This window comes from Mesorhizobium sp. M7A.F.Ca.MR.148.00.0.0, assembly GCF_003997735.1.
Taxonomy (GTDB): Bacteria; Pseudomonadota; Alphaproteobacteria; order Rhizobiales; family Rhizobiaceae; genus Mesorhizobium.
This window is the reverse complement of sequence record NZ_RZTB01000004.1, coordinates 73,482-95,367: the sequence shown is the minus strand read 5'-3', so window position 1 is coordinate 95,367 and position 21,886 is coordinate 73,482. Positions and strand designations below refer to the sequence as shown.

Sequence of the window (21,886 nt, the reverse complement as noted above, 5' to 3'; positions counted from 1 at the left end):
GCTGTCGTGGTGATGATGCCGGCGCCTATGATCATGGGACGCACGACGGAACATTAGGCGTGCCTGATGGTTTATTTCTCGCAGCCGGATCACGATTTGGTGTCTGCTGCAGATCAGTCGGCAGAGGCTGGTCGGCCCGCGTTCTCCGCCAGAGGCGCGGGCTTCCCCAGGCAACAGGAGAGAGATCATGAACAACATCATCTGGCTCGTTGGAGCTGTAGTCATCGTGATAGCGATCTTGAGCTTTTTTGGCCTCCGCTGAGCGGAAACGCGCGTATCCGTCAGGATCTTTCCAGAATCTGTCCGCGAGCGCACGCATGAAAGCATCAGGCGGCCGGTTGGACCGTCTGGTTACTGTCCAGTGCAACAGGCATCGCTGTCGGCCGAGTCACAGAGGCACGGCGAATAGAAACTCGCCCATCCGACTGACGGGGGACGCGAGTAGTCTCGCTTGAGGGGCAGGTGGAGCGCCGAAGTCGGGATGCGCTAACTCTTTGTTTTTTCTGGTCGGAGTGGCAGGATTTGAACCTGCGACCCCCTCGTCCCGAACGAGGTGCGCTACCAGGCTGCGCTACACTCCGTGACCAGACCGCGGGCTTATAGCCGCCACACTTGGTTCCTGCAAGCGGCACGGCGGCACTTCTGTCGCATTTCGTCGGCTTTCGTCGAGCATTGCCCGAAAGGCCCGGATTCCCTTCCGGAATAAACGTGGCCTAAAGCCTTGTGTGCTAAGCCGCAGCCCTCGACAATTCGTAATTTCTGCCATTCGGAGTTTCCAGTCTTGTCCTTCAGCATCGTTGGCGACGCCCGGCCCAACAGTTTCGAATTCGAAACCGAAGCGCTGATCAAGGCGTCCGGCTTTCGCGAATATGACGCGCGCTGGTGGTTCGGCCATCCCGGCTCCGCGCAACTGCCGGAGCTCAATCTGATCGGCGTCCAGGCGCTCGGCATGGGGCTTGGCACGCTTATCCGCCGTCTCGGCGCCGGTCCAGATATCGTCACCGGGCATGATTTCCGCTCCTATTCGCTGTCGATCAAACTGGCCCTGGTGTCCGGTTTGATGGCCGCAGGCGCACGGGTGAGGGACATCGGACTGGCGTTGTCGCCGATGGCGTATTTCGCCCAGTTCGCTTTGGATACGCCCTCGGTCGCCATGGTCACCGCTTCGCACAACGAAAATGGCTGGACTGGCGTCAAGATGGGTGCTGCGCGGCCGCTGACCTTCGGCCCGGAAGAGATGAGCGCGCTGAAGGCGATCGTGCTGGCTGGTGATTTCGATCTCGTCGGCGGCGGCTCCTACGATTTCATCCGCGATTTTAGCGCCACTTATCTCGACGATTTGACCCGCGACAAGCGCATCACGCGAAAGCTGAAAGTGGTCGCCGCCTGCGGCAACGGCACCGCCGGCGCCTTCGCGCCGCAAGCGCTGCAGCGCATCGGCTGCGAGGTCATCCCGCTCGATGTCGAACTCGACCATACCTTTCCGCGCTACAACCCCAATCCCGAGGACATGCAGATGCTGCATGCCATCAGGGACAAGGTGCTGGAGACGGGAGCCGATGTCGGCCTTGGCTTCGATGGCGACGGTGACCGTTGTGGCGTCGTCGACAATGAGGGCAATGAGATTTTTGCCGACAAGGTCGGTGTGATGCTGGCGCGCGATATCTCCAGCCAGCATCCGGGCTCGACCTTCGTCGTCGACGTCAAGTCGACCGGCCTGTTCAACACCGACGCAGTGCTGCGCGCCAACGGCGCCGTCACCGATTACTGGAAGACCGGCCACTCCTACATCAAGCGCCGTGTCGCCGAGCTTGGCGCCGTCGCCGGTTTCGAAAAGTCGGGCCATTTCTTCTTCAACCCGCCGATCGGGCGGGGTTATGACGATGGGCTGGTCACCGCCATCGCCATCTGCCGGATGCTGGATCGCAGTCCCGGCAGTTCGATGGCCGATCTCTACCGCGCGCTGCCGCTGACCTTCGGCACGCCGACCATGTCGCCGCACTGCGCGGACGATGTGAAGTATGGCGTGGTCGAGCGGGTGGTTGCCGACTTTCAGGCCATGAAGCGGGACGGAATGGTTTTTGCTGGCCAGAAGATCGTAGACTTGGTCACCGTCAACGGCGTGCGTGTCGTCGCGGATGACGGCACCTGGGGGCTGGTGCGCGCCTCGTCGAACAAGCCGGAACTGGTCGTGGTCGTCGAAAGCCCGGTGTCGTCGCAGCGTCGGCGGGAGATGTTCGAGGCTGTCGACGCCGTGCTGCGCCGCAGCCCCGAGGTGGGCGCCTACAACCAGACCTTTTGAATGGTAGTTGAATGACCGAGCGTATTGTCAGTTTTGTCATGAGCGGCGGCGTCGGCTCGCGGTTGTGGCCGCTGTCACGCGAGGACAACCCCAAGCAGTTCCACGATCTGTCTGGCGACGGCTCGATGCTGGCCAAGACCTTGCGTCGGCTGACCGCCCGGCCGGAAGGCGAAACGCCGATCTTCCTGATCGCCGCGGAGCGCCATGCCGATCGTGTCCACGCCGATCTTGCCGGCCTCGACCTCGCCGGCGGCGGTCCGCTGTTCGAGCCGACCGGGCGCAACACAGCTGCTGCCGTCGCACTGGCGACACTGCGCACGCTGTCCGAATTCGGCGACAGCCTGGTGCTGGTGGTGCCGTCTGACCATGAGATATCAACCCCGCGCCAGTTCTGGCAGAGCGTCGAAGCCGGCACCGAGGCAGCGCGTAGTGGACGGCTGGTGGTGTTTGGCATCAAGCCGACACAGCCCGAGACCGGCTACGGCTATATCGAGGTCGCAGCCGAAAGCGGCGGCATCTTCGATGTATCGCGCTTCGTCGAAAAGCCGGATATTGAGACTGCGCAGAGCTATCTCAAGGCCGGAAATTTCTACTGGAACACCGGTATCTTCCTGTTTCGCGCCAGCACCATGCGTGAGGCCTTCATAGCGCTCCAGCCGGATATCTGGCAGGCCACCGAAGCAGCTTACAAGGCAGCGACATCGGATCTGTCCGGCCTTTACATGCCGCTAGAACTCTACGCCGCCATTCCGTCGAACTCGATCGACTACGCCATCATGGAGCGGGCAAAAGACATTGCCATGGTGCCGGCCGGCTTCCGCTGGAACGATCTCGGTTCGTGGCAGTCGCTGCTCGATGTCGGCCCCGCAGACGACCGGGGCAATGTCATCATCGGCGATGTCGTCGCCATCGATTGCGAGAATTCCTACATTCGCAGTGACGGCCGCCTGCTGTCGGCGATCGGCATGAAGGACATCGCCATCGTTTCGACATCGGATGCCACTTTCGTCGCCCCGGTCAGCCACAGCCAGCACGTCAAGAAGATCGTCGAGCAGCTCGAAAAATCGGGTCGCCTGGAAACCAGGTTCACGCCGGCGCATGACCGCGTTATCGAAAGCGGCGCCTGGCGCCGGCGCGTGCATCACTGGCTGTTTCAGGAGACCTTGCCGCTGTGGTCGACATCGGGGGTCGACGAACGCCATGGCGGCTTTCACGAAGCGCTCGGCCTGGACGCCTCGCCGCTGATGAAGCCCAAGCGCATGCGCACCATGGCAAGGCAGGTTTATGCTTTCGCCGTCGCCCGAGCGCGCGGCTGGGACGGTCCGGCCGACCGGCTGATCAGCCACGGCATCGCCTTCATGGCCGGCAAGGGCCGCACCGACAAGGGCGGCTGGGTTCGGACGCTGAATGTCGACGGTTCGGTCGCCGACGCCACCGAGGATGCCTACGATCATTCCTGCGTGCTCCTGGCGCTCGCGCATGCGCATATGTCTGGCAATCCAGACGCCTTGCGCCTCGGCGAGGAAACCTTCGCCTTTCTCGATGCGCATCTCGAAGACAGCCGCATGACCGGCTTCCTCGAGACATCGGACGGCAAAGGCGAGCGCCGCTCCAACCCGCATATGCATCTGCTCGAGGCCTTCCTCGCTTGGCATCAGGCGACTGGCGAGCGCGCCCATCTGCGCCGCGCAGCGCGCATCATCGACCTCTTCCGAAGTCATTTCTTCGATCCGGAAAGCTGGACGCTTGGCGAGTATTTCGATGCCGAATGGAAGCCATCCGCAGGAGAGAAAGGGTCATGGACCGAGCCTGGCCACCATTTCGAGTGGGCCTCGCTGCTGGTCGATTTCGCTGGACGCAGCGGCCAGGCCGAATTGAGCGGCTTTGCCAGAAAACTTTACGCGTCGGCCACTGCCAATGGCCTCAACCGCGCCACCGGCCTTGCCTATGGCGCCGTCTCGCGGCAGGGCCTGCCGCTCGACCTGATATCACGCAGCTGGCCGCAGGCCGAAGCGGTGAAGGCGGCTATCGCGCTGGATGGTTCGGGCGGGCCGGACCTGAAGCCCGAGATCGAAGCGCGCGTCGGCCGGCTGTTTCGCTGGCACATCGACCCGGCGCCGCTCGGCCTGTGGATCGACCGCATCGACGAGCGCGGCCGCTCACTGGCATCGGACGTGCCGGCCAGCATCTTCTACCACCTGGTCTGTGCGCTGACCCAGTATCTGGATGGGACGGCCGATCCGAAGGCGTAGGACTTGATCAGTACGGGCTCGCCACATCCCCGGTATCGACATAGATCGACTTCAGCTGCGAATAGAGTGCCAGCGCCGCCAATGAATTCTCACGTCCGATGCCCGACTGTTTGAAGCCGCCGAACGGGATTTCGACCGGCGTCAGATTATAGGCGTTGATCCAGCAGGTGCCGGCCTGCAGCTCGGCAATGACGCGGTGGGCGCGCGGCAGGTCGCGCGTGAAGACGCCGGCGGCAAGGCCGAATTCGGTGTCGTTGGCGCGGTCGATCACCTCGTCCTCACCGTCGAATTTCAGCACGCTCATGACAGGCCCGAAAATCTCCTCGCGGGCGATGCGCATTGTGTCGGTGACGCCGGTGAACACCGTTGGCTCGACAAAGAATCCGCCCTGGAAACCCTGCAGCGAAGGCACGTTGCCGCCACAGGCAAGCGTTGCTCTGTCCTGCTTGCCGATCTCGATATAGCCCACTACCTTGTCGTGCTGCGCCTTGGAAACCAGCGGTCCCATCTGGGTTTCGGGGTCGAGCGGGTCGCCGATGCGGATTTTCTTGGTCCGCTCGATCAGACGCTCGACGAAGCGGTCGTGAATGCCGCTCTGCACGAAGACGCGCGTGCCGTTGGAACAGATCTGCCCGGTCGAATAGAAATTGCCGAGCATGGCGCCGCCAATGGCGTTCTCGACGTCGGCATCGTCGAACACGATCAGCGGCGACTTGCCGCCAAGCTCCATCGTCGCGTGCTTCATCTTCGAGCCGGCGAGCGACAGCACCTTGCGGCCGGTCGGCACCGAGCCGGTCACCGAGACCTTGGCGACGACATCGTGGCCGACGAGCCCGGCGCCGACATCGCCATAGCCTTGCACCACGTTGAACAGGCCGTCAGGCAGCCCGGCCTCGCTGTATATCTCGGCCAGTGCGAGTGCTGAAAGCGGCGTGTTTTCCGATGGCTTGAACACCATGGCGTTGCCCATGGCGAGCGCCGGTGCCGATTTCCAGCCGGCGATCTGGATCGGGTAGTTCCAGGCGCCGATGCCGACACAGACGCCGAGCGCTTCGCGCCTTGTGTAGGCGAAGGGTCCGCCGAGATCGACCGACTCGCCATTGTAGGCGGCAACCGCACCGCCGAAATATTCAAGGCAGTCCGCTGCCGATGGGGCGTCCGCCACCAGCGTTTCCTGGATCGCCTTGCCTGTATCCAGTGTCTCGATGCGGGCGAGGTCGGCATTGCGGGCGCGCAATATGTCGGCGGCGCGGCGCAGGATGCGCCCGCGCTCGACCGGCTTCAGCCGCGCCCAGGCGGGCTGCGCAGCGCGTGCTGCCTCGACGGCGAGTTCCAGCACGTTCGGCGTCGCCGAACGCAGCATGGCGATGGTCTCACCGGTTGCCGGATAGATGACCGGCAGCGGCGCGCCGCCTTCGTCCTCGATGTAGCGTCCGTTGACATAGTGCGATGCCGTGGGCTGGGCGCGCATGGGAGGTCTCCAAATCGTCTTCGCGGCATGCATGATCGTGCAGTCACGATCATGCTCTATCTGTCCGACGCCTGCCAGCGCGGATTGATCCATGGTTCCTGGTTGGACGGCGCCAGCGGCGTCCGGCCAAGGATGTGATCGGAAGCCTTCTCCCCGGTCATGATCGATGGCGCATTGAGATTGCCGTTGGTGACGCGCGGGAAGATCGAGGAATCGGCGACTCGCAAGCCTTCGACGCCAATGACCCGGCATTCCGGATCAACGACGCTCATCATGTCGTCGGCGCGGCCCATCTTGCAAGTGCCGCAAGGATGGTAGGCGCTCTCGGCATGATCGCGGATGAAGATGTCGAGCTCGTCGTCCGACTGCATGTGGCTGCCCGGCGATATTTCCTTGCCCCGATAGGGATCGAACGCCGACTGCCCGAAGATCTCGCGCGTCAGCCTGATGCAGTGGCGGAACTCCGTCCAGTCGTCTGGATGCGACATGTAGTTGAAGCGGATCACCGGCTTGGATTTCGGGTCCGGCGTACGCAGCGTCACCGAACCGCGTGACTTCGAGCGCATCGGTCCGACATGCGCCTGGAAGCCGTGCGATTTCGCAGCCGCCTTGCCGTCATAGCGGACTGCCGCCGGGATGAAATGGTACTGGATATCGGGGTAGTCGACGCCGGCGCGCGAGCGCACGAAGGCTGCCGCTTCGAAGTGGTTGGTGGCGCCAAGCCCGGTCTTGAGGAACAACCACTGCGCTCCGATGAGTGCTTTCGAGAACGGGTTCAGCACCGAATTGAGCGTGATCGGCAGCAATGATTCCTGCTGGATGTAGAGCTCCATATGATCCTGCAGATTGCGGCCGACACCGGGCCGGTCGGCCACCACCGGAATGCCGTTTTCGCGCAAATGCTCGGCCGGGCCGATGCCGGACAGCATCAGTATCTTGGGCGAATTGATCGACGATGCGGCGACGATCACCTCACGTCGCGCCTTAACGACCTGAATCTGTTTGTGAGCTTCGATCTCGACGCCGATGGCGCGTTGATTCTCGATAATCACGCGCCGCGCAAAGCCCTTGACCAGACTCACATTTTTGCGCTTCAGCGCCGGCTTCAGATAGGCCGATGCCGCCGACCAGCGGCGACCGCCGCTGATGGTCTGCTCCATCGGCCCAAAACCTTCCTGCTTGGAACCATTGTAGTCTTCGGTCAGTTCGAACCCGGCCTGGCGACCAGCCTCGACAAAGGCGCCATAGAGCGGATTTTTACGCGAGCCGCGCTGCACATGCAGCGGCCCGCCGTGGCCGCGCCAGCCATCCTCGCCGCCGTCCGAATCTTCCATACGCTTGAAATAGGGGAGCACGTCGGCGAAGCCCCAGCCGGCCGCACCCTCTTCGGCCCAATGGTCGAAATCGCGGGCGTGGCCGCGCACATAGACCATGCCGTTGATCGAGGACGAGCCGCCGATAACCTTGCCGCGCGGTGTCGCCAGCACGCGGCCGCCGAGATGCGGTTCCGGCTCGCTGGCAAAACCCCAGTCGTAGAGGCTCATGTTGAGCGGGATCGACAGCGCCGACGGCATCTGGATCAGCGGCCCGATATCGCTGCCGCCGAATTCGATGACGATGACCGAATGCTTGCCGTCTTCCGACAGGCGATAGGCCATGGCCGAGCCGGCCGAGCCGGAGCCGATGATGACGAAATCCGCTTCAAGCATGGTTCATATGCGCCATGAAATCGGCGAGCGAGACATTGCCGCCGGTAGCCACCACAAGGACGGTCTTGCCCTGCACATCCACCTTGCCGCCAAGCAGTGCCGCGAGCGAGGCAGCACCAGACGGCTCCAGCACCAGCTTCATGCGCTCGAAGGCGATCCGCATGGCGCGCCGCACCGATTGGTCGTCGACGGTGATGCCGCGAACACCGGCGGTCTTGACCGCCGCGAAAGGCGCGTCGCCCGGCCGTCGCGACATCAGTCCGTCGCAGATCGACTTCGGGCCGATCGGCATCGTCTCGATGCTGCCATGTGCCAGTGACGAGCCCATGCCATTGAAACCTTCCGGTTCGACGCCGATGATCTCAGTGGCGGGCGACAGATAGTGGAAGGCGAGCGAAACGCCGCCGATCAATCCGCCGCCGCCGACCGAGCAGAACAAAAGATCGGCGCTGGCGCCTTTGGCTTCGAGTTGGTCAAGCGCTTCGAGGCCGGCGCCCGCCTGGCCGGCAACGATCTCCGGATCGTCAAATGGATGCAGCAGGGCCAAGCCTTCGGTCTCGGCGATCTCGCGTGCCTTGGCGGCGGCGACTTCCTCACGCGCGCGTTCGCCATGGTCGGTCAGCACGACGCGGGCGCCATAGCCGGCCGTAGCATCACGCTTGGCGGTCGGTGCGTCGATCGGCATGACGATGGTAACGGGAATGCCGAGCGCCTGGCCGGCAGCCGCCAGCCCTTGCGCGAAATTGCCGGAGGAGTAGGCGACGACGCCTTTCCTGGCCTCATCAGTGGAAAGCTGCTTCAGGCGCCAATAGGCGCCGCGCACCTTGAACGATCCGGCCCATTGCAGCGATTCCGGCTTGATGAAGACGCGGGCCGCACCCGTCTCGCGGGCCAGTGCCGCCGATTCCAGCAGCGGTGTGATCTGCGTCGCCCTGGAGGTGACGGCATAGGCCTGCTTGAGGTGGTCGAGGGAGGGGACGAGAAGGTCTGACATCATTCGCCTCGCGGATACCTTTTGCTCTCTTCGAGATTGTCGAGGTTCATGTGATTGCGCATGTAGCGCTCGGACGCTTTTTGCAGCGGCTGGAAATCCCAGGGGTAATAGGCGCCGTTGCGCAGCGCCGGATAGACGACCCAGCGGCGCGCCTGGTTTTCGCGGACAGCGGCGTCGAAGCCGGCCATGTCCCAGCGCGCCTGGACCTTGTCCATGAATGCCGCCACCAGGCCCGCATTGGCCGCGTCGTCGGCCAGATTGTCCCGTTCGAGCGGATCGGCTTCGAGATCGAACAGTTGCGGCGGATCGAGTTCACAATGGACGAATTTGTATCTGCCGTCGCGGATCGCAACCAAGGGCGCGTTGGACCCTTCGGCCGCATATTCCATCAGCACCGGCGCGGTGCGCTCAATACCCTTGGTGAGCGGCAGCAGCGACTGGCCGTCGGTCCACGGCGCGATTGCAGCGATGTCGATGCCGGCGAGGTCGCAAAGCGTCGGCGCCACGTCAAGATTGGAAACCGGCGTCTCGATCAGCCCGGCGTGAACGCCCTTGCCGGCAATCATCAGCGGCACGCGCGCCGAGCCCTCGAAGAAGCTCATCTTGAACCATAGGCCGCGCTCGCCGAGCATGTCGCCGTGGTCCGAGCAGAACAGGATGATTGTGTCGTCGGCCATGCGGGTGCGCTCGAGAACATCCAGGATCTCGCCCAGCTTGTCGTCGACATAGGAGATGTTGGCGAAATAGCCCTGCCGCGAACGACGCACCTGTTCCGGCGTGATCTCGAAAGAAGGATAGTCGCTGGCGTGGTACAGCCGCCGGGAATGCGCGTCCTGCTCGTCATGCGCGATGAACCCGGTTTCCGGGTCCAGTGCCTGGCAATGCTCGTAGAGATCCCAATACTGCTTGCGCGCGACATAGGGATCGTGCGGATGCGACAGCGAGACGGTCAGGCACCAGGGCCGATGGCTCGCATCGTCCTGTTCGCGCGAAAGCTGATAGAGCTTTTGCGTGGCGAGGAACACGACCTCGTCGTCATACTCCATCTGGTTGGTGATCTCGGCAACGCCGGCGCCGGTCACCGAGCCCAGATTGTGATACCACCAGTCGATACGCTCGCCGGGCTTGCGGTAATCCGGCGTCCAGCCGAAATCGGCAGGGTAGATGTCGGTCGTCAGCCGTTCCTCGAAACCGTGCAGTTGGTCCGGCCCGACGAAATGCATCTTGCCCGACAGGCAGGTGTAGTAGCCGGCGGCGCGCAGATGATGGGCGAAGGTCGGGATCGATGAGGCGAATTCGGCGGCGTTGTCATAGACGCCGGTGCGCGACGGCAATTGCCCGCTCATGAACGAGGCACGGCCCGGTGCGCAGAGCGGCGACGCCGTATAGTTGTTGGCAAAGCGCGCCGAACGCGCAGCCAACGCTTTCAGATGCGGTGTGTGCAGAAAATCCGCCGGGCCGTCCGGAAACAAGGTTCCGTTGAGCTGGTCGACCATGACGATCAGAAAATTGGGTCGCTTCGTTGTCACTGTTTGCGCCGCTCGCCAAGTTTTGTTTCGAGATAGTCCTCGACCAGCGCGATTGCGGTCGCGGCATCAGGCACGCCGTCTTTCAGCGCCCGCCTGATGTAGAGCCCGTCGATCATCGCCGCGGTCGCTTCGGCGGCGCGGTCGGCCTCGGCCCTGGGCAGGATGCCGACAAGCCCGCTCATCAGGTTCGAGTGCAGCCGCCGCGCATAGACCCTGAGCAGCCGGCGCAAGGCCGATGATTTCTGCGCCTCGACATAGAAGGCGAGCCAGGCGGCGATGGTTTCCGGCTGGAACTGGATGTCGGAGAAGTTGACGGCGACCACCGCCGAAACGCGCTGGCGCGCGGTACCAGCCGATTGAAGGGCGCGTCGCATGTCGATGGTCAGTTCGGCCAGGATGTGCCGCATCGTCGCCAGCAACAACTCGTCCTTGGCGCCGAAATAGTGATGGGCAAGAGCCGACGAAACCCCGGCGCGTCCGGCGATCTCGGACATGGTGACGTCGAGCGAGCCGCGCTCGCCGATCGCCGAGATCGTCGCGTCGATCAGCGCCTTGCGGCGCAGCGGTTCCATTCCGACTTTCGGCATCTCGCGATGATCCTTTGAGAAAACAGGATTATTTTTTATTGACGCGTCAATCAACAAAAAAATCGACCGCGATCTTGGCTGTACCATGCGATTGTCCGCCTCCCGCCCTTCACGAAGTGGGCAGGATTGTTTATATTTGAACAATAAAGGCGAAATGCGCCGTGAGCCCACATGTAGGCTGGCGCCAAGGATGGAGACCGCCATGACCGCATGCATCGTTGGCTGGGCGCATTCGCGCTTCGGCAAGCTCGAGGGCGAAACGCTCGAAAATCTGATCGTCAAGGTGGCAACCGACGCGCTCGACCATGCCGGCATCGGTCCCGACGAGGTCGACGAGATCGTGCTCGGACATTTCAACGCCGGCTTTTCGGCGCAGGATTTTACCGCCAGCCTGGTGCTTCAGGCCGACGACCGGCTGCGCTTCAAGCCGGCGACGCGCGTCGAGAACGCTTGCGCCACCGGATCGGCCGCGGTCCGTCAGGGCATCCGCGCCATCGACGCCAATGCCGCCCGCATCGTGCTGGTGGTCGGCGCCGAGCAGATGACGACGACGCCGGGCCCGGAGATCGGCAAGAACCTGCTCAAGGCGTCCTATCTGCCCGAGGACGGCGAGACACCGGCGGGTTTCGCCGGCGTCTTCGGCAAGATCGCGCAGGCCTATTTTCAGCGCTACGGCGACCAGTCGGATGCACTGGCCATGATTGCCGCCAAGAACCACAAGAACGGCGTCGACAACCCCTATGCACAGATGCGCAAGGATTTCGGCTACGAGTTCTGCCGCCAGGAGAGCGAGAAGAACCCGTTCGTTGCCGGCCCACTGAAGCGCACCGACTGCTCGCTGGTCTCCGACGGCGCCGCCGCCCTTATCCTTGCCGACACCGCCACGGCGCTGAAGATGCGCCGTGCCGTTGCCTTCCGCGCCAACGAGCATGTGCAGGATTTCCTGCCGATGTCGAAGCGCGACATCCTGACCTTCGAAGGCTGCGAACAGGCCTGGAACCGGGCGTTGAAATCAGCCGGCGTGACGCTCGACGATCTGTCCTTCGTCGAGACGCATGACTGCTTCACCATAGCCGAACTGATCGAATACGAGGCGATGGGTCTTGCCAAGCCGGGAGAGGGGGCAAAGCTTGCGCTGGACGGCACAACGGCCAGGGATGGCCGCCTGCCGGTCAATCCATCCGGCGGGCTGAAGGCCAAGGGCCATCCGATCGGCGCCACGGGCGTGTCGATGCATGTCTTGACCGCCATGCAGCTCGTCGGCGAGGCCGGCGGCATCCAGGTGCCGGGCGCCAAGCTTGGCGGCATCTTCAATATGGGCGGTGCGGCGGTCGCCAACTACGTTTCCATTCTCGACCGGATCAGGTAAACCGCCCGCATTTACGGGAGGGTTCATGACAAATCCGGTTCTGATCGAAGTGTTGCGCGGCGCGATCGTCGAGAGCGCGCATCGCGGCTCAGTCGCGGTCTTCGATGGCGATGGCAAGCCCGTCTGGGAGATCGGCGACACAGCCAAGCCGGTGTTTCCGCGCTCGGCGGTCAAGGCGATCCAGGCACTGCCGCTGGTCGAAAGCGGTGCGGCCGATGCCTATGGCTTCGGCAACCGCGAACTGGCGCTCGCCTGTGCGTCCCACTCGGGCGAGCCGGCCCATGTCGACCTTGCGCGATCCATGCTGGCCAAGGCCGGGCTGGACGGATCAGCGCTCGAATGCGGCACGCATTGGCCGTCCAATCATGAAGCCGAGATTGCGCTCGCCCGCGCCGGCGGTTCACCGAACGCGTTGCACAACAACTGTTCCGGCAAGCATTCCGGCTTCCTCTGCACCTGCGTCCACGCCGGCATTGCGCATCGTGGCTATGTCAAGCCGGGACATGGCTTGCAGGAACTGGTGCGCGACGCCATGCAATCGGTGACGGGCGCTGTCCATGGTGAGGACCAGCGGGCCATCGATGGCTGTTCGATCCCAACCTATGCGGTGCCGCTCAGGAGCTTTGCGATCGGCTTTGCCCGCATGGCCACGACATCAGGTTTTGGCCCCGAGCGAGCCAAGGCCGCGAGGCGGCTGCTGGCCGCCTGCATGGCCGAGCCGTTCTTCGTTGCCGGCACAGGCCGCGAAGACGTCGCACTGATGGAGGCCGCACCAGGGCGGATTTTCACCAAAGGCGGCGCCGAGGGCGTCCATTGTGCGGCAATTCCGGAGCTTGGTCTCGGCATCGCGCTCAAATGCGATGATGGCGCCGGCCGCGCCGGCGAAGCCATGATTGCCACCGTCCTCGCCAAACTGTTGCGCGCCGACGAGGCATTGGCGTTCAAGCTGAGCGAGTTGGCAAACACGCCCATCGAAAACCGCAACGGTGCCAAGGTCGGGGCGCTGAGGCCGACGGCAGCCCTCAACTGACGTGATTGCGCTCGACGGTCAGATGCGCATAGCCGGTATCGTTTGACGAGGCGAGGTCGCCCGTTGCGGGCTCGGCCCAGCGCTGGCCGACAACCGCACCGTTGAGCGCGCCGTCGATGATATTGTCTGAAATGACCGCCGTGCCGGCACCCTCGACCACGGACACGACGATACCGGTTCCGGCCTTGCGGATGATGTTGCCCGTAGCGACGACATTGCGCAGGTAGGGACCCCAGCCGATCTGCATGCCATAAAGCGGCGCGTTCTCGATGACGTTGTTGGAAACGGTGGTGTCGGCCTCAACGCCGATGCCGACGCCAAATCCCGGCGAGTCGGCGGGGTAGGGACCGCTGGTCGACAGATTGCGCACGATGTTGCCGGAGCAGACGCCCATGCGGCCGCCTTCGTTGAAATTGACGATCGAGATGCCGTTGGCGGCGCCGTCGACGATGTTGTTGCTGATGATGGCGCCTTCGAACGAGAACTCGGAATAGACCGCCGTTTCGCCCGAGCGCGAGCAGGTGTTGCCCGATATCTGCAGGTTGCTGGCGCTGTTGGCGCGGATCGCCGAGAAGGCGCAGTCCGAGACGATGTTGCCCGAGATGACGACATTGCCGGCGCGAAAGGCATTGATGCCGTTGCCGTTCTGCCCGGTTCCGCCGCTGCGTGCCTGGATCCGTTGGACGCGGTTGCCGGTGACCATGGTGCCGTCTTCGGCCACCTGCCAGCGGTGCATGAGGATGCCGCCATTGGCGCAATCGGAGACGGTGTTGCCCGTAATGGACAGCCCGCCAGCCTCGACCGAGTAAATGCCGGCATCGGCGGCGCCCGATATCTCGCTGCGCTCGATCCGGCCGATCGCGTGTTCCAGCGCCAGTCCGTTCTTGCCGCTGCCGGTGATCTGACAATTGTCGATGGCGAGGTGCGCGATACGGCGCAGATCGAGCAGCCCTTGCGTGTAATCGCCCATCGTGCGGTTCGAACCATCAAAGACCAGACCGCTGAGTTCGATATGGTCAGCCTGTTCGGCCATGAAAAGGTGGCCGTCACCGCCGTAAACGACGCGCGTCGCGCCCGGCACCCCGGAAAGACGTACGCGGCCGGGCAGTGAAAGATTGGAGACGACATAGGTGCCGGGCGGCAGGAACACCGGCATATCGCGGGCATTGGCGTCACGCAGCAGCTTGGCGAAGGCCTTGCTCTGATCGTCTGATGTGCCGGGCTGCACGCCGAGTTCTGTGGCATTGATCGAGCCGCGCATCGAGGCTTTCTCGATGCCGCTCAAGCTTGCGGCCACCGCCTTGCCGAGCGCAAGGCCCATGACGGCAAAGCCTGCGGTCCCGGTCAGCAGCGTTCGTCTGTTCAACATCGGCACAGAATCCCAGCGTTCAAGCCTGATATCGCAGGAATCGTGCCAGCCGTTATGTCTCTCCCACCGAGACCGCTACGATGGCTTGTCGAGCAGCCTCTGCGCGCCTAAGTTCAGGAAATGAGCAGAGCTTTCACCCGCGAGGAAGACAGCGAAAACGCCATCGCCGGCGTCGGTGAACGGCCGGTCAGCCACCATCGCAATCTGGTGACGGAACGCGGCCTGGCGCAGATCGAGGACAATCTCGCCGATCTGCGCGACATACTGGCGAAGGCCGAACGGAAAGCAGACCGCGAGCGCATCGCGGTCGTGTCGCGCGACCTGCGCTATTGGACCGCCCGGCGTGAAAGCGCCGAACTCTCCGTACCGGAGCCGGGCAGCGACGTGGTGCGCTTCGGCATGGGCGTCACGATCGAGGGCGACGACGGCAGGAAGGTCCACTGGAAAATTGTCGGCGAAGACGAGGCTGATCCCACCAAGGGTAGCATTTCGCATGTTTCGCCGATGGCGGTCGCCCTATTCGGCAAGAAGATCGGCGACTTGGCCAGCGTCAACGGCAAGGAATGGGAAATCGTCAAGCTTTCCGAGAGCTAATCCTCGATCTTGACGACATGGTCGCGGAAGAACGCCGCGGCTCCGGCTTCATCGATCTCGCCTGAAGCAAGGGCCATGACGAATTCGTAGAGCGTGCCGTTGTCGGCTGTCAGGACATGGCCGTTCACGATCAAAAATGCACCGGCTGCAACTATGGCCGTGCGCTTGTTGCCGTCGACAAAGGCATGATTTCTTGCGATGCCGAAGACATAGGCGGCTGCTAGGTCTTCAACCGAAGGGTTTTCGTAGTTGGCGTTGTTCTCGGCACGCGCGAGCGCAGATTCGAGAGCATTTTCATCTCTCAAACCTTGAGCACCGCCATGCCTGCGCAACTGCTCGGCATGCATCGCTTCAACCGCACGCCGGGTAAGGAACTCCCAGCTCATTCGGCGAGCTTCTGAAGCGCGACCTTGTATTTGTCCATGAACTTGCGAGCAGCTTCCATCTGCCGCTCGAAACTGTCGTCCATCGGCTCAAGGGCAATGCCCTTGTCCGTTTCGACGATCTGGAGCTGATCACCTGTCTTCATGTTCAGACGATCGAGCAGATCCTTGGGCAGGATCACACCTTCCGAATTGCCGATCTTGCGAATGGTCGTGTTCATGACAGATATCCTGTTGCAACGCCGATTATAACTCGACAGGCGAGAAGTTGCAACAGATATTATAACAAGCCTAGCGGACCGCCAGCAGCCGGTCCAGCAAACGATCCGCCGCCTCCGGAATGACCGTGCCCGGTGGGAAGATTTCCGCCGCGCCGGCTTGCAGCACGGCATCATAGTCCTGCGGTGGAATGACGCCGCCGGCGACGATCAGCATGTCGCCGCGGCCGAGCTTTTTCAGCGCGTCGCGCAGTTCGGGGATCAGCGTCAGATGTCCCGCCGCCAGCGACGAGGCGCCGACGATGTGGGCGTCCTGTTGAACCGCTAGTCTCGCGATCTCCTCCGGTGTCTGGAACATCGCGCCGACGGTGACGTCGAAGCCGAGATCGGCGAAGGCCGTGGCGATGACCTTCTGGCCGCGGTCGTGGCCGTCCTGTCCCATCTTGGCGACCAGGATGCGCGGCTTGCCGCCGGTCTTCTTCTCGAAGGCGTCAAGCTTGTCCTGCAGACCGTCGACCACGGGATGATCGCCAAGCGCCTTCCGATAGACCCCGGAAATGGTCTGTACCGTGGCGACGTGGCGCCCAAACGCCCTTTCCAACGCGAATGAAATCTCGCCGACCGTGGCATTGGCGCGCGCGGCTCGGATGGCGAATTCCAGCAGGTTTTCATTGCCTTGCGCGGCACGGGTCAGCTCATCGAGCGCGCTTTCGACGGCGGCGACGTCGCGCGTGCCCTTCAGCCGTTGCAGCTTCGACAATTGCCGGGCCCTGACTTCGGCATTGTCGATCTTCAGCACGTCGACCTCGATGTCGGTCTCGGGCCGATGGGCGTTGACGCCGACCAGCATCTGCTCGCCGGAATCGATCCGCGCCTGCGTGCGCGCGGCGGCTTCCTCGATGCGCAGCTTGGGAATGCCCTGTTCGGTCGCCGCCGCCATGCCGCCGAGCGCCTCGACCTCCTCGATATGGGCAAGAGCGCGCGCCGCCAGATCATGCGTCAGCCGCTCGAGATAGGCGGAGCCACCCCATGGATCGATGACGCGCGTGGTGCCGGATTCCTTTTGGAGGATGAGCTGGGTGTTGCGGGCGATCCGCGCCGAGTGGTCGGTCGGCAGCGCCATCGCCTCGTCGAAGGAATTGGTGTGCAGCGACTGGGTGTGGCCCTGCGTTGCAGCCATTGCCTCGATCATGGTGCGGACAATGTTGTTGTAGGGATCCTGCGCTGTCAGCGACCAGCCAGAAGTCTGGCAATGGGTGCGCAGCGACAGCGAGCGCTCGTCCTTGGGCGAAAAATTCTTCTGCATCAGGGTCGCCCACAACAGGCGCGCGGCCCGCAGCTTGGCGACTTCCATGAAGAAATTCATGCCGATGGCCCAGAAGAAGGACAGGCGAGGCGCAAAGCGGTCGATGTCGAGGCCCGCCGCGACGCCGGCGCGGGCATATTCGATGCCATCGGCGATCGTGTAGGCGAGCTCAAGGTCGGCCGTCGCGCCGGCCTCCTGCATGTGATAGCCGGAGATCGATATCGAATTGAACTTCGGCATGTTCTTCGATGTGTATGAGAAGATGTCCGACACGATCCGCATCGAAGGTTTTGGCGGATAGATGTAGGTGTTGCGGACCATGAACTCCTTCAAAATGTCGTTCTGAATGGTCCCGGCGAGATCCTTCTGCGCAACGCCCTGTTCTTCCGCGGCGACGATGTAAAGCGCCATGATCGGCAGCACCGCGCCGTTCATCGTCATCGATACCGTCATCTCGTCGAGCGGAATGCCGTCGAAGAGCTGCCGCATGTCGAGGATGGAATCGATGGCGACGCCCGCCATGCCAACATCGCCGGCAACGCGCGGGTGGTCGCTGTCATAGCCGCGATGCGTGGCGAGATCGAAGGCGACCGACAGCCCCTTCTGGCCGGCGGCAAGGTTGCGCCGGTAAAAGGCGTTGGAATCTTCGGCCGTCGAGAAACCGGCATATTGCCGGATCGTCCAGGGCTGCTGGACATACATGGTCGGGTAGGGGCCGCGCACGAAGGGCGGCAGGCCGGGATAGGTGTCGAGATGCGGCAGCCCCTTGAGATCGCTTTGATTGTACAGATGCTTGGCAATGAGCCCTTCCGGCGTGGTCCGCTGGCCTTTGACCTCGACAGGCGTGCGGCGTGGCGGGACCCAGCCGATCTGGCCGAAGTCCGGGATCAAGAGCCGGCTCCGATCGATTGGTCGATGCGGACTGGAAACAGCGGCTCGCAGACGGCAACGCCTTCGGTGAAGGCCGGTCGCCGTTCCGCCGCCAGCGTCTCGACGGGGCGTTCGTTCTTCGATGGATAGAGCGTGGTGCCGATGATGGCCCGTTCACCTGTGCGGTAGGCTGCATTGCGCTGCTCCGCCGCTGCGTGGACGCGCTTCTGGATGTGTCCGTCCTGAAGGCTGGACAGGACACCGCCCTCGGCTTCGATCGTCTGCAACTCCGCCCAGGCCAGTTCGCACAATTCCGCGGTCAGCGCTTCCACAGCGCCGGAACCATAGGCGGGATCGGTGACATGATCGATATGGCTTTCATTGGCCATGATCAGCTGCGTGTTGCGGGCAACACGACGGGCAAAACCCGCCGGCAGACCGTGCGCGATCGTGTGCGGCAGGATGGAGATCGAATCGGCGCCGCCGCACGCCGCGGCAAAGCATGCAATGGTGGTGCGCAGGATGTTGGTCTCCGGGTCCATCGCCGTCATCATGCGAAACGACGTCTCGGCATGGATACTGGCCGTGGATGTCGGGATCGAACAAGCCTCCTGCACCCGCGCCCAGAGCCTGCGCAGCGCCCGCATCTTGGCTATCGACAGCAATTGGTCCTGGTCGACGCTGAGTGCAAAACCGATATGAGGTGCGGCATAGACAAGCGGCTGCCGCGCCGTCTCGAACATTCTGAGGTAGGAGACAGCCGAAGCCAGCATGATGCCAAGTTCCTGCGCTTCCGTGGCGCCGGCATTGTGGAACACGCGCCCGTCAGCTTCCAGCAGCACGCCCGGAACGCCCATCGCGAAGAAATGCGCCAGCGACTGCGGCATGGAGGCCCGCAGCGCCTCGATCGACATGCGCAGCCGACCCGTTCCCGCGAAGATCGCTGCTGGATCGATGCCGAAGGAGAGGTTGAGTTTTGCCGGGTCCGACCGCCGCTTGCTCAGGAAAGCGACCAGCCAGTCGGCCACGGCGCGGCTCCAGGGATGGGCGTCGATGCGAACCTGGATGCGGTTGAGCGGTATGCCGTCCAGCACCGCCTCCAACGCCTCCGCCGTTCTCGGCAAGCCGTATCCGAACGCGTTCGGCGCCCCCTCGAAGACCAGCGACAATCCCGTGGCACCCTGTGCCACATCTTCCAGCGCTTGGCTTCTGGCGCGGTTGGTGTCGGGATCGTCGACCCGCTGGCTGACGATCCATGACGATTTCGGGTTTGCGCGCACGATCGGTTCCGCCGCAGTGCTGCGGTCGTAGAGCGGTTCGATACGGATGTTGTCGTCGCTGTGCGAGACCAGCCTTTCCTCGAAGGAAGCGCCTGCCAAAGCCTTTTCCGCCAAGGCGAGCCATCGCTGGCGCTCGATGTTTTCGGGTTCCACGTCCTGGATCAAGGCTCCGGCGCCCATCCGTCCTCCTCGTTTCATACGGCCGCACCAGCCGGGAGCGGTCCAGTCTACGGTCCCCGGTCCGATATCGCAATGCAATGCGCTTTCAGAGACCGGATTCGATCCATCAGATATAGGTCAATCCGCATGGACGACGATTGCCAAACAGCGGCAAAATCCGCAAGCTCCAAAAACCCGATTTGAACAAATGGGGCGATTTGGGCGAATGGCCCGGATTTGGACGAATGGCCCCGATTTGGACGAATGGCATTGTCGCTGTGCAATGGCCTCACTATACCTGCGGCAAGGCCACTGGCTTTAGACACATCAGTTTGCGGAGACCGGACATATGGCTGACGACACCAGTATTTTCATCGGCGCCAGCCGCAAGCCCGACGACAGCTATCAGCGTGCCGAGCAGCTGTTGCTACGATATGGGAATCGTCATGGCCTGGTGACGGGCGCCACCGGTACCGGCAAGACAGTCACCTTGCAGATCCTGGCCGAAGGATTTTCCAACGCCGGCGTGCCTGTGTTCTGCGCCGACATCAAGGGGGATCTGTCGGGCATCGCGATGATGGGCACGGCACAGGATTTCCTCGTCAAGCGGGCCGAACAGGTCAAGCTCGATCCTTATAACTTCCAGGAATTCCCCGTCATCTTCTGGGACTTGTTCGGCGAACAGGGTCATCCGATCCGCGCCACGGTCTCGGAAATGGGGCCGTTGTTGCTGTCGCGCCTGATGAACCTGACCGAGGCGCAGGAAGGCATCATGAACATCGCCTTCCGCCTGGCTGACGAGGAAGGTCTGCTGCTGCTCGACATGAAGGACCTGCAGGCGCTCTTGGCCAACATCGCCGAGCGTGCCGACGAGATCGGCTCGCGCTACGGCAACGTGACGAAGCCATCGGTCGGGGCGATCCAGCGCACGCTGCTGGTCCTGGAGCAACAGGGAGCCGCAAATTTCTTCGGCGAACCGGCACTGCGTATCGCCGATATCATGCGCACCACCCGCGACGGACGCGGCGCCATCAGCGTGCTTGCCGCCGACAAGCTGATGATGAATCCGCGGCTCTACGCGACCTTCCTGCTATGGCTGATGTCGGAACTGTTCGAGGTGCTGCCGGAAGTCGGCGACCCCGACAAGCCGAAGCTGGTGTTCTTTTTCGACGAGGCGCATCTTCTGTTCGACGAAGCACCCAAGGTGCTGATCGATCGCGTCGAACAAGTGGTCCGACTGATCCGCTCGAAGGGCGTCGGCGTCTATTTCGTCACGCAGAACCCGTTGGATATCCCTGAAAAAGTCCTGGCCCAGCTCGGCAATCGCGTCCAGCACGCGCTGCGCGCCTATACGCCGCGTGAGCAGCAGGCAGTCCGGACGGCGGCCGAAACGTTCCGGCCAAATCCCGATTTCGACTGCATGACCGCCATTACCCAGCTTGCCACGGGCGAAGCGCTGGTCTCGACGCTGGAGGCCAAGGGTGTCCCGTCCATGGTGCAGCGGACCCTGATCCGCCCGCCGTCGTCGCGCCTTGGACCGATAACGGCAGCCGAGCGACAAAAGCTGATCCAGGAAAGCCCGGTCGCCGGCCAGTACGATCAGGCCGTCGATCGCGAATCGGCTTTCGAAATGCTGCAAAAAAAAGCTAAGGACGCGCACGATGCCGAAGAGCAGGCCCAGCAGGCCGGCAGCGGCGGCTCGCGCTGGACCATTCCAGGCTTCGGCAATGACGATCCCGCGCCGCAATCCGGTGGCAGGCGCACATCTGCACCGCGCCCCTCCAACCGCCAGACGGTGGCCGAGGCGGCGATCAAGTCGGTGGTGCGCTCGGTTGGCTCGTCGGTCGGCCGGGCAATCGTGCGCGGGATATTGGGGAGTCTGTCGAGGGGCAGGTAAGGAGCGGCAGCTATGCGCCACCCGTCGCGCGAGTAGAACACCCGTTGCTCAGCGCGGTTCCTGGCGAGCCTCGCCACTGTCCGTAGACTTTATTTATCCCGGATCAGCTCAGAGAAATGGTGCAGATAAATCTGCCAGTCACCATTGATTCTTGAAACAACGAACGAAGTCCTGACCCTATTTTTTACGACAGAGCCGTCACGATAGTAATTAACGATATCGCCAAACCCTTGCGCCGCGAACAGACCTCGACTCAACGATCTCGTATTCTGGTCGACAAGCGTTAAATTCACTTTTTCTAGTATGAGTTGATAGCTTCCAAAATACTCCTCTATTTCAGATCGTCCGACGTACAACCTAGGCAGTAGACCGAAAAAAAGAGCGTCCTGCGTATAAATCTGGGAGAGCAATTTCTTATCCCATGGCGCGGAGGCCTCGTTCCAGCGCTGCTGGATTTGATCGAGAGCAGCCTTGTGCATCTGGTAAATACTCTCGTGCAACCCGCCACGCGTACCGCGCCGCCTTGTTGAGGCGGTCCGCGCGCGCAACTGATTTTGAAGGACCATT

General features: G+C 62.8%; 17 protein-coding genes and 1 tRNA gene. 6 read left to right on the top strand and 12 right to left on the bottom strand.

Annotated elements, in window-relative coordinates:
* Positions 1–504 precede the first annotated feature (504 nt).
* Positions 505–581: transfer RNA gene (locus EOB49_RS02865), tRNA-Pro, on the bottom strand.
* A gap of 200 nt (positions 582–781) precedes the next feature.
* Here EOB49_RS02865 and EOB49_RS02860 point away from each other — a divergent pair.
* Positions 782–2,302: a phosphomannomutase/phosphoglucomutase gene (locus tag EOB49_RS02860; protein ID WP_127380082.1), complete on the top strand. Its 1,521-nt coding sequence runs from the start codon at positions 782–784 to the stop codon at positions 2,300–2,302.
* Between the two features lie 11 nt (positions 2,303–2,313).
* Positions 2,314–4,554 carry a mannose-1-phosphate guanylyltransferase/mannose-6-phosphate isomerase gene (locus tag EOB49_RS02855; protein ID WP_127380081.1) on the top strand — a complete coding sequence of 747 codons (2,241 nt, stop codon included), beginning with the start codon at positions 2,314–2,316 and terminating at the stop codon, positions 4,552–4,554.
* A gap of 7 nt (positions 4,555–4,561) precedes the next feature.
* Here EOB49_RS02855 and betB read toward each other — a convergent pair whose 3' ends face one another.
* The 5 genes from betB to betI are packed head-to-tail and all read right to left on the bottom strand — an operon-like array spanning position 4,562 to position 10,844.
* Complete coding sequence (betB, locus tag EOB49_RS02850) at positions 4,562–6,025, bottom strand: betaine-aldehyde dehydrogenase (RefSeq protein ID WP_127380080.1); 1,464 nt, start codon at positions 6,023–6,025, stop codon at positions 4,562–4,564.
* A gap of 56 nt (positions 6,026–6,081) precedes the next feature.
* Positions 6,082–7,734 (bottom strand): choline dehydrogenase, encoded by a 1,653-nt coding sequence (gene betA / locus EOB49_RS02845; protein WP_127380079.1) that lies wholly within the window; start codon positions 7,732–7,734, stop codon positions 6,082–6,084.
* Positions 7,727–8,728 carry a threonine/serine dehydratase gene (locus EOB49_RS02840; protein WP_127380078.1) on the bottom strand — a complete coding sequence of 334 codons (1,002 nt, stop codon included), beginning with the start codon at positions 8,726–8,728 and terminating at the stop codon, positions 7,727–7,729. Before EOB49_RS02840 ends, betA begins: the two co-directional genes overlap by 8 nt.
* A complete protein-coding gene (betC, locus tag EOB49_RS02835) occupies positions 8,728–10,257 on the bottom strand; it encodes a choline-sulfatase (protein ID WP_127380077.1) in 1,530 nt (509 codons plus the stop codon). The genes EOB49_RS02840 and betC overlap by 1 nt, the downstream gene beginning before the upstream one ends.
* Positions 10,254–10,844, bottom strand: coding sequence for a transcriptional regulator BetI (betI, locus tag EOB49_RS02830; protein WP_127322783.1), 591 nt, complete (start codon positions 10,842–10,844; stop codon positions 10,254–10,256). Before betI ends, betC begins: the two co-directional genes overlap by 4 nt.
* Positions 10,845–11,046: 202 nt before the next feature.
* On the opposite strand from betI, the gene EOB49_RS02825 reads away from it, so the two are divergent.
* Entirely contained in the window at positions 11,047–12,213 is a 1,167-nt protein-coding gene (locus EOB49_RS02825) for an acetyl-CoA acetyltransferase (protein WP_127267966.1), read from the top strand.
* A 25-nt stretch (positions 12,214–12,238) separates the two neighbouring features.
* Positions 12,239–13,243, top strand: a complete 1,005-nt coding sequence (locus tag EOB49_RS02820; protein ID WP_127380076.1) for an asparaginase — start codon at positions 12,239–12,241, stop codon at positions 13,241–13,243.
* Here EOB49_RS02820 and EOB49_RS02815 read toward each other — a convergent pair.
* The gene (locus EOB49_RS02815; protein ID WP_127380075.1) at positions 13,236–14,612 is read right to left on the bottom strand and encodes a TIGR03808 family TAT-translocated repetitive protein; all 1,377 of its coding nucleotides are present in this window, start codon (positions 14,610–14,612) and stop codon (positions 13,236–13,238) included. The two genes, EOB49_RS02820 and EOB49_RS02815, sit on opposite strands and share 8 nt — an antisense overlap.
* Positions 14,613–14,732: 120 nt before the next feature.
* Between EOB49_RS02815 and greA the strand changes: the two genes are divergently transcribed.
* Positions 14,733–15,206 (top strand): transcription elongation factor GreA, encoded by a 474-nt coding sequence (greA, locus tag EOB49_RS02810; protein WP_127319077.1) that lies wholly within the window; start codon positions 14,733–14,735, stop codon positions 15,204–15,206.
* On the opposite strand, the gene EOB49_RS02805 is transcribed toward greA, so the two are convergent.
* From EOB49_RS02805 to EOB49_RS02790, 4 genes are all read right to left on the bottom strand, one after another.
* The gene (locus EOB49_RS02805) at positions 15,203–15,592 is read right to left on the bottom strand and encodes a type II toxin-antitoxin system death-on-curing family toxin (protein ID WP_127380074.1); all 390 of its coding nucleotides are present in this window, start codon (positions 15,590–15,592) and stop codon (positions 15,203–15,205) included. The genes greA and EOB49_RS02805 overlap by 4 nt on opposite strands.
* Positions 15,589–15,810, bottom strand: a complete 222-nt coding sequence (locus tag EOB49_RS02800; RefSeq protein ID WP_127319081.1) for an AbrB/MazE/SpoVT family DNA-binding domain-containing protein — start codon at positions 15,808–15,810, stop codon at positions 15,589–15,591. The genes EOB49_RS02805 and EOB49_RS02800 overlap by 4 nt, the downstream gene beginning before the upstream one ends.
* A 70-nt stretch (positions 15,811–15,880) precedes the next feature.
* Positions 15,881–18,004, bottom strand: a complete 2,124-nt coding sequence (gene scpA, locus EOB49_RS02795; protein ID WP_127380073.1) for a methylmalonyl-CoA mutase — start codon at positions 18,002–18,004, stop codon at positions 15,881–15,883.
* The gene (locus EOB49_RS02790) at positions 18,001–19,443 is read right to left on the bottom strand and encodes a methylmalonyl-CoA mutase subunit beta (protein ID WP_127327180.1); all 1,443 of its coding nucleotides are present in this window, start codon (positions 19,441–19,443) and stop codon (positions 18,001–18,003) included. Before EOB49_RS02790 ends, scpA begins: the two co-directional genes overlap by 4 nt.
* A gap of 328 nt (positions 19,444–19,771) precedes the next feature.
* Here EOB49_RS02790 and EOB49_RS02785 point away from each other — a divergent pair, with 328 nt between their 5' ends.
* Positions 19,772–21,319, top strand: coding sequence for a helicase HerA-like C-terminal domain-containing protein (locus EOB49_RS02785; protein WP_127319087.1), 1,548 nt, complete (start codon positions 19,772–19,774; stop codon positions 21,317–21,319).
* Between the two features lie 89 nt (positions 21,320–21,408).
* Here EOB49_RS02785 and EOB49_RS02780 read toward each other — a convergent pair whose 3' ends face one another.
* Positions 21,409–21,885 (bottom strand): nuclear transport factor 2 family protein, encoded by a 477-nt coding sequence (locus tag EOB49_RS02780; protein WP_236382862.1) that lies wholly within the window; start codon positions 21,883–21,885, stop codon positions 21,409–21,411.
* Position 21,886: the final 1 nt, after the last annotated feature.

Bases quoted from the DNA above. Each gene is read 5' to 3' on its own strand.
- EOB49_RS02790 (WP_127327180.1), bottom strand. From the start codon at position 19,443: ATGGGCGCCGGAGCCTTGATCCAGGACGTGGAACCCGAAAACATCGAG.
- EOB49_RS02800 (WP_127319081.1), bottom strand. From the start codon at position 15,810: ATGAACACGACCATTCGCAAGATCGGCAATTCGGAAGGTGTGATCCTG.
- betI (WP_127322783.1), bottom strand. From the start codon at position 10,844: ATGCCGAAAGTCGGAATGGAACCGCTGCGCCGCAAGGCGCTGATCGAC.
- EOB49_RS02785 (WP_127319087.1), top strand. From the start codon at position 19,772: ATGGCTGACGACACCAGTATTTTCATCGGCGCCAGCCGCAAGCCCGAC.
- EOB49_RS02855 (WP_127380081.1), top strand. From the start codon at position 2,314: ATGACCGAGCGTATTGTCAGTTTTGTCATGAGCGGCGGCGTCGGCTCG.
- EOB49_RS02780 (WP_236382862.1), bottom strand. From the start codon at position 21,885: ATGGTCCTTCAAAATCAGTTGCGCGCGCGGACCGCCTCAACAAGGCGG.
- EOB49_RS02815 (WP_127380075.1), bottom strand. From the start codon at position 14,612: ATGTTGAACAGACGAACGCTGCTGACCGGGACCGCAGGCTTTGCCGTC.
- EOB49_RS02805 (WP_127380074.1), bottom strand. From the start codon at position 15,592: ATGAGCTGGGAGTTCCTTACCCGGCGTGCGGTTGAAGCGATGCATGCC.
- EOB49_RS02825 (WP_127267966.1), top strand. From the start codon at position 11,047: ATGACCGCATGCATCGTTGGCTGGGCGCATTCGCGCTTCGGCAAGCTC.
- EOB49_RS02820 (WP_127380076.1), top strand. From the start codon at position 12,239: ATGACAAATCCGGTTCTGATCGAAGTGTTGCGCGGCGCGATCGTCGAG.
- betB (WP_127380080.1), bottom strand. From the start codon at position 6,025: ATGCGCGCCCAGCCCACGGCATCGCACTATGTCAACGGACGCTACATC.
- EOB49_RS02840 (WP_127380078.1), bottom strand. From the start codon at position 8,728: ATGTCAGACCTTCTCGTCCCCTCCCTCGACCACCTCAAGCAGGCCTAT.
- greA (WP_127319077.1), top strand. From the start codon at position 14,733: ATGAGCAGAGCTTTCACCCGCGAGGAAGACAGCGAAAACGCCATCGCC.
- betA (WP_127380079.1), bottom strand. From the start codon at position 7,734: ATGCTTGAAGCGGATTTCGTCATCATCGGCTCCGGCTCGGCCGGCTCG.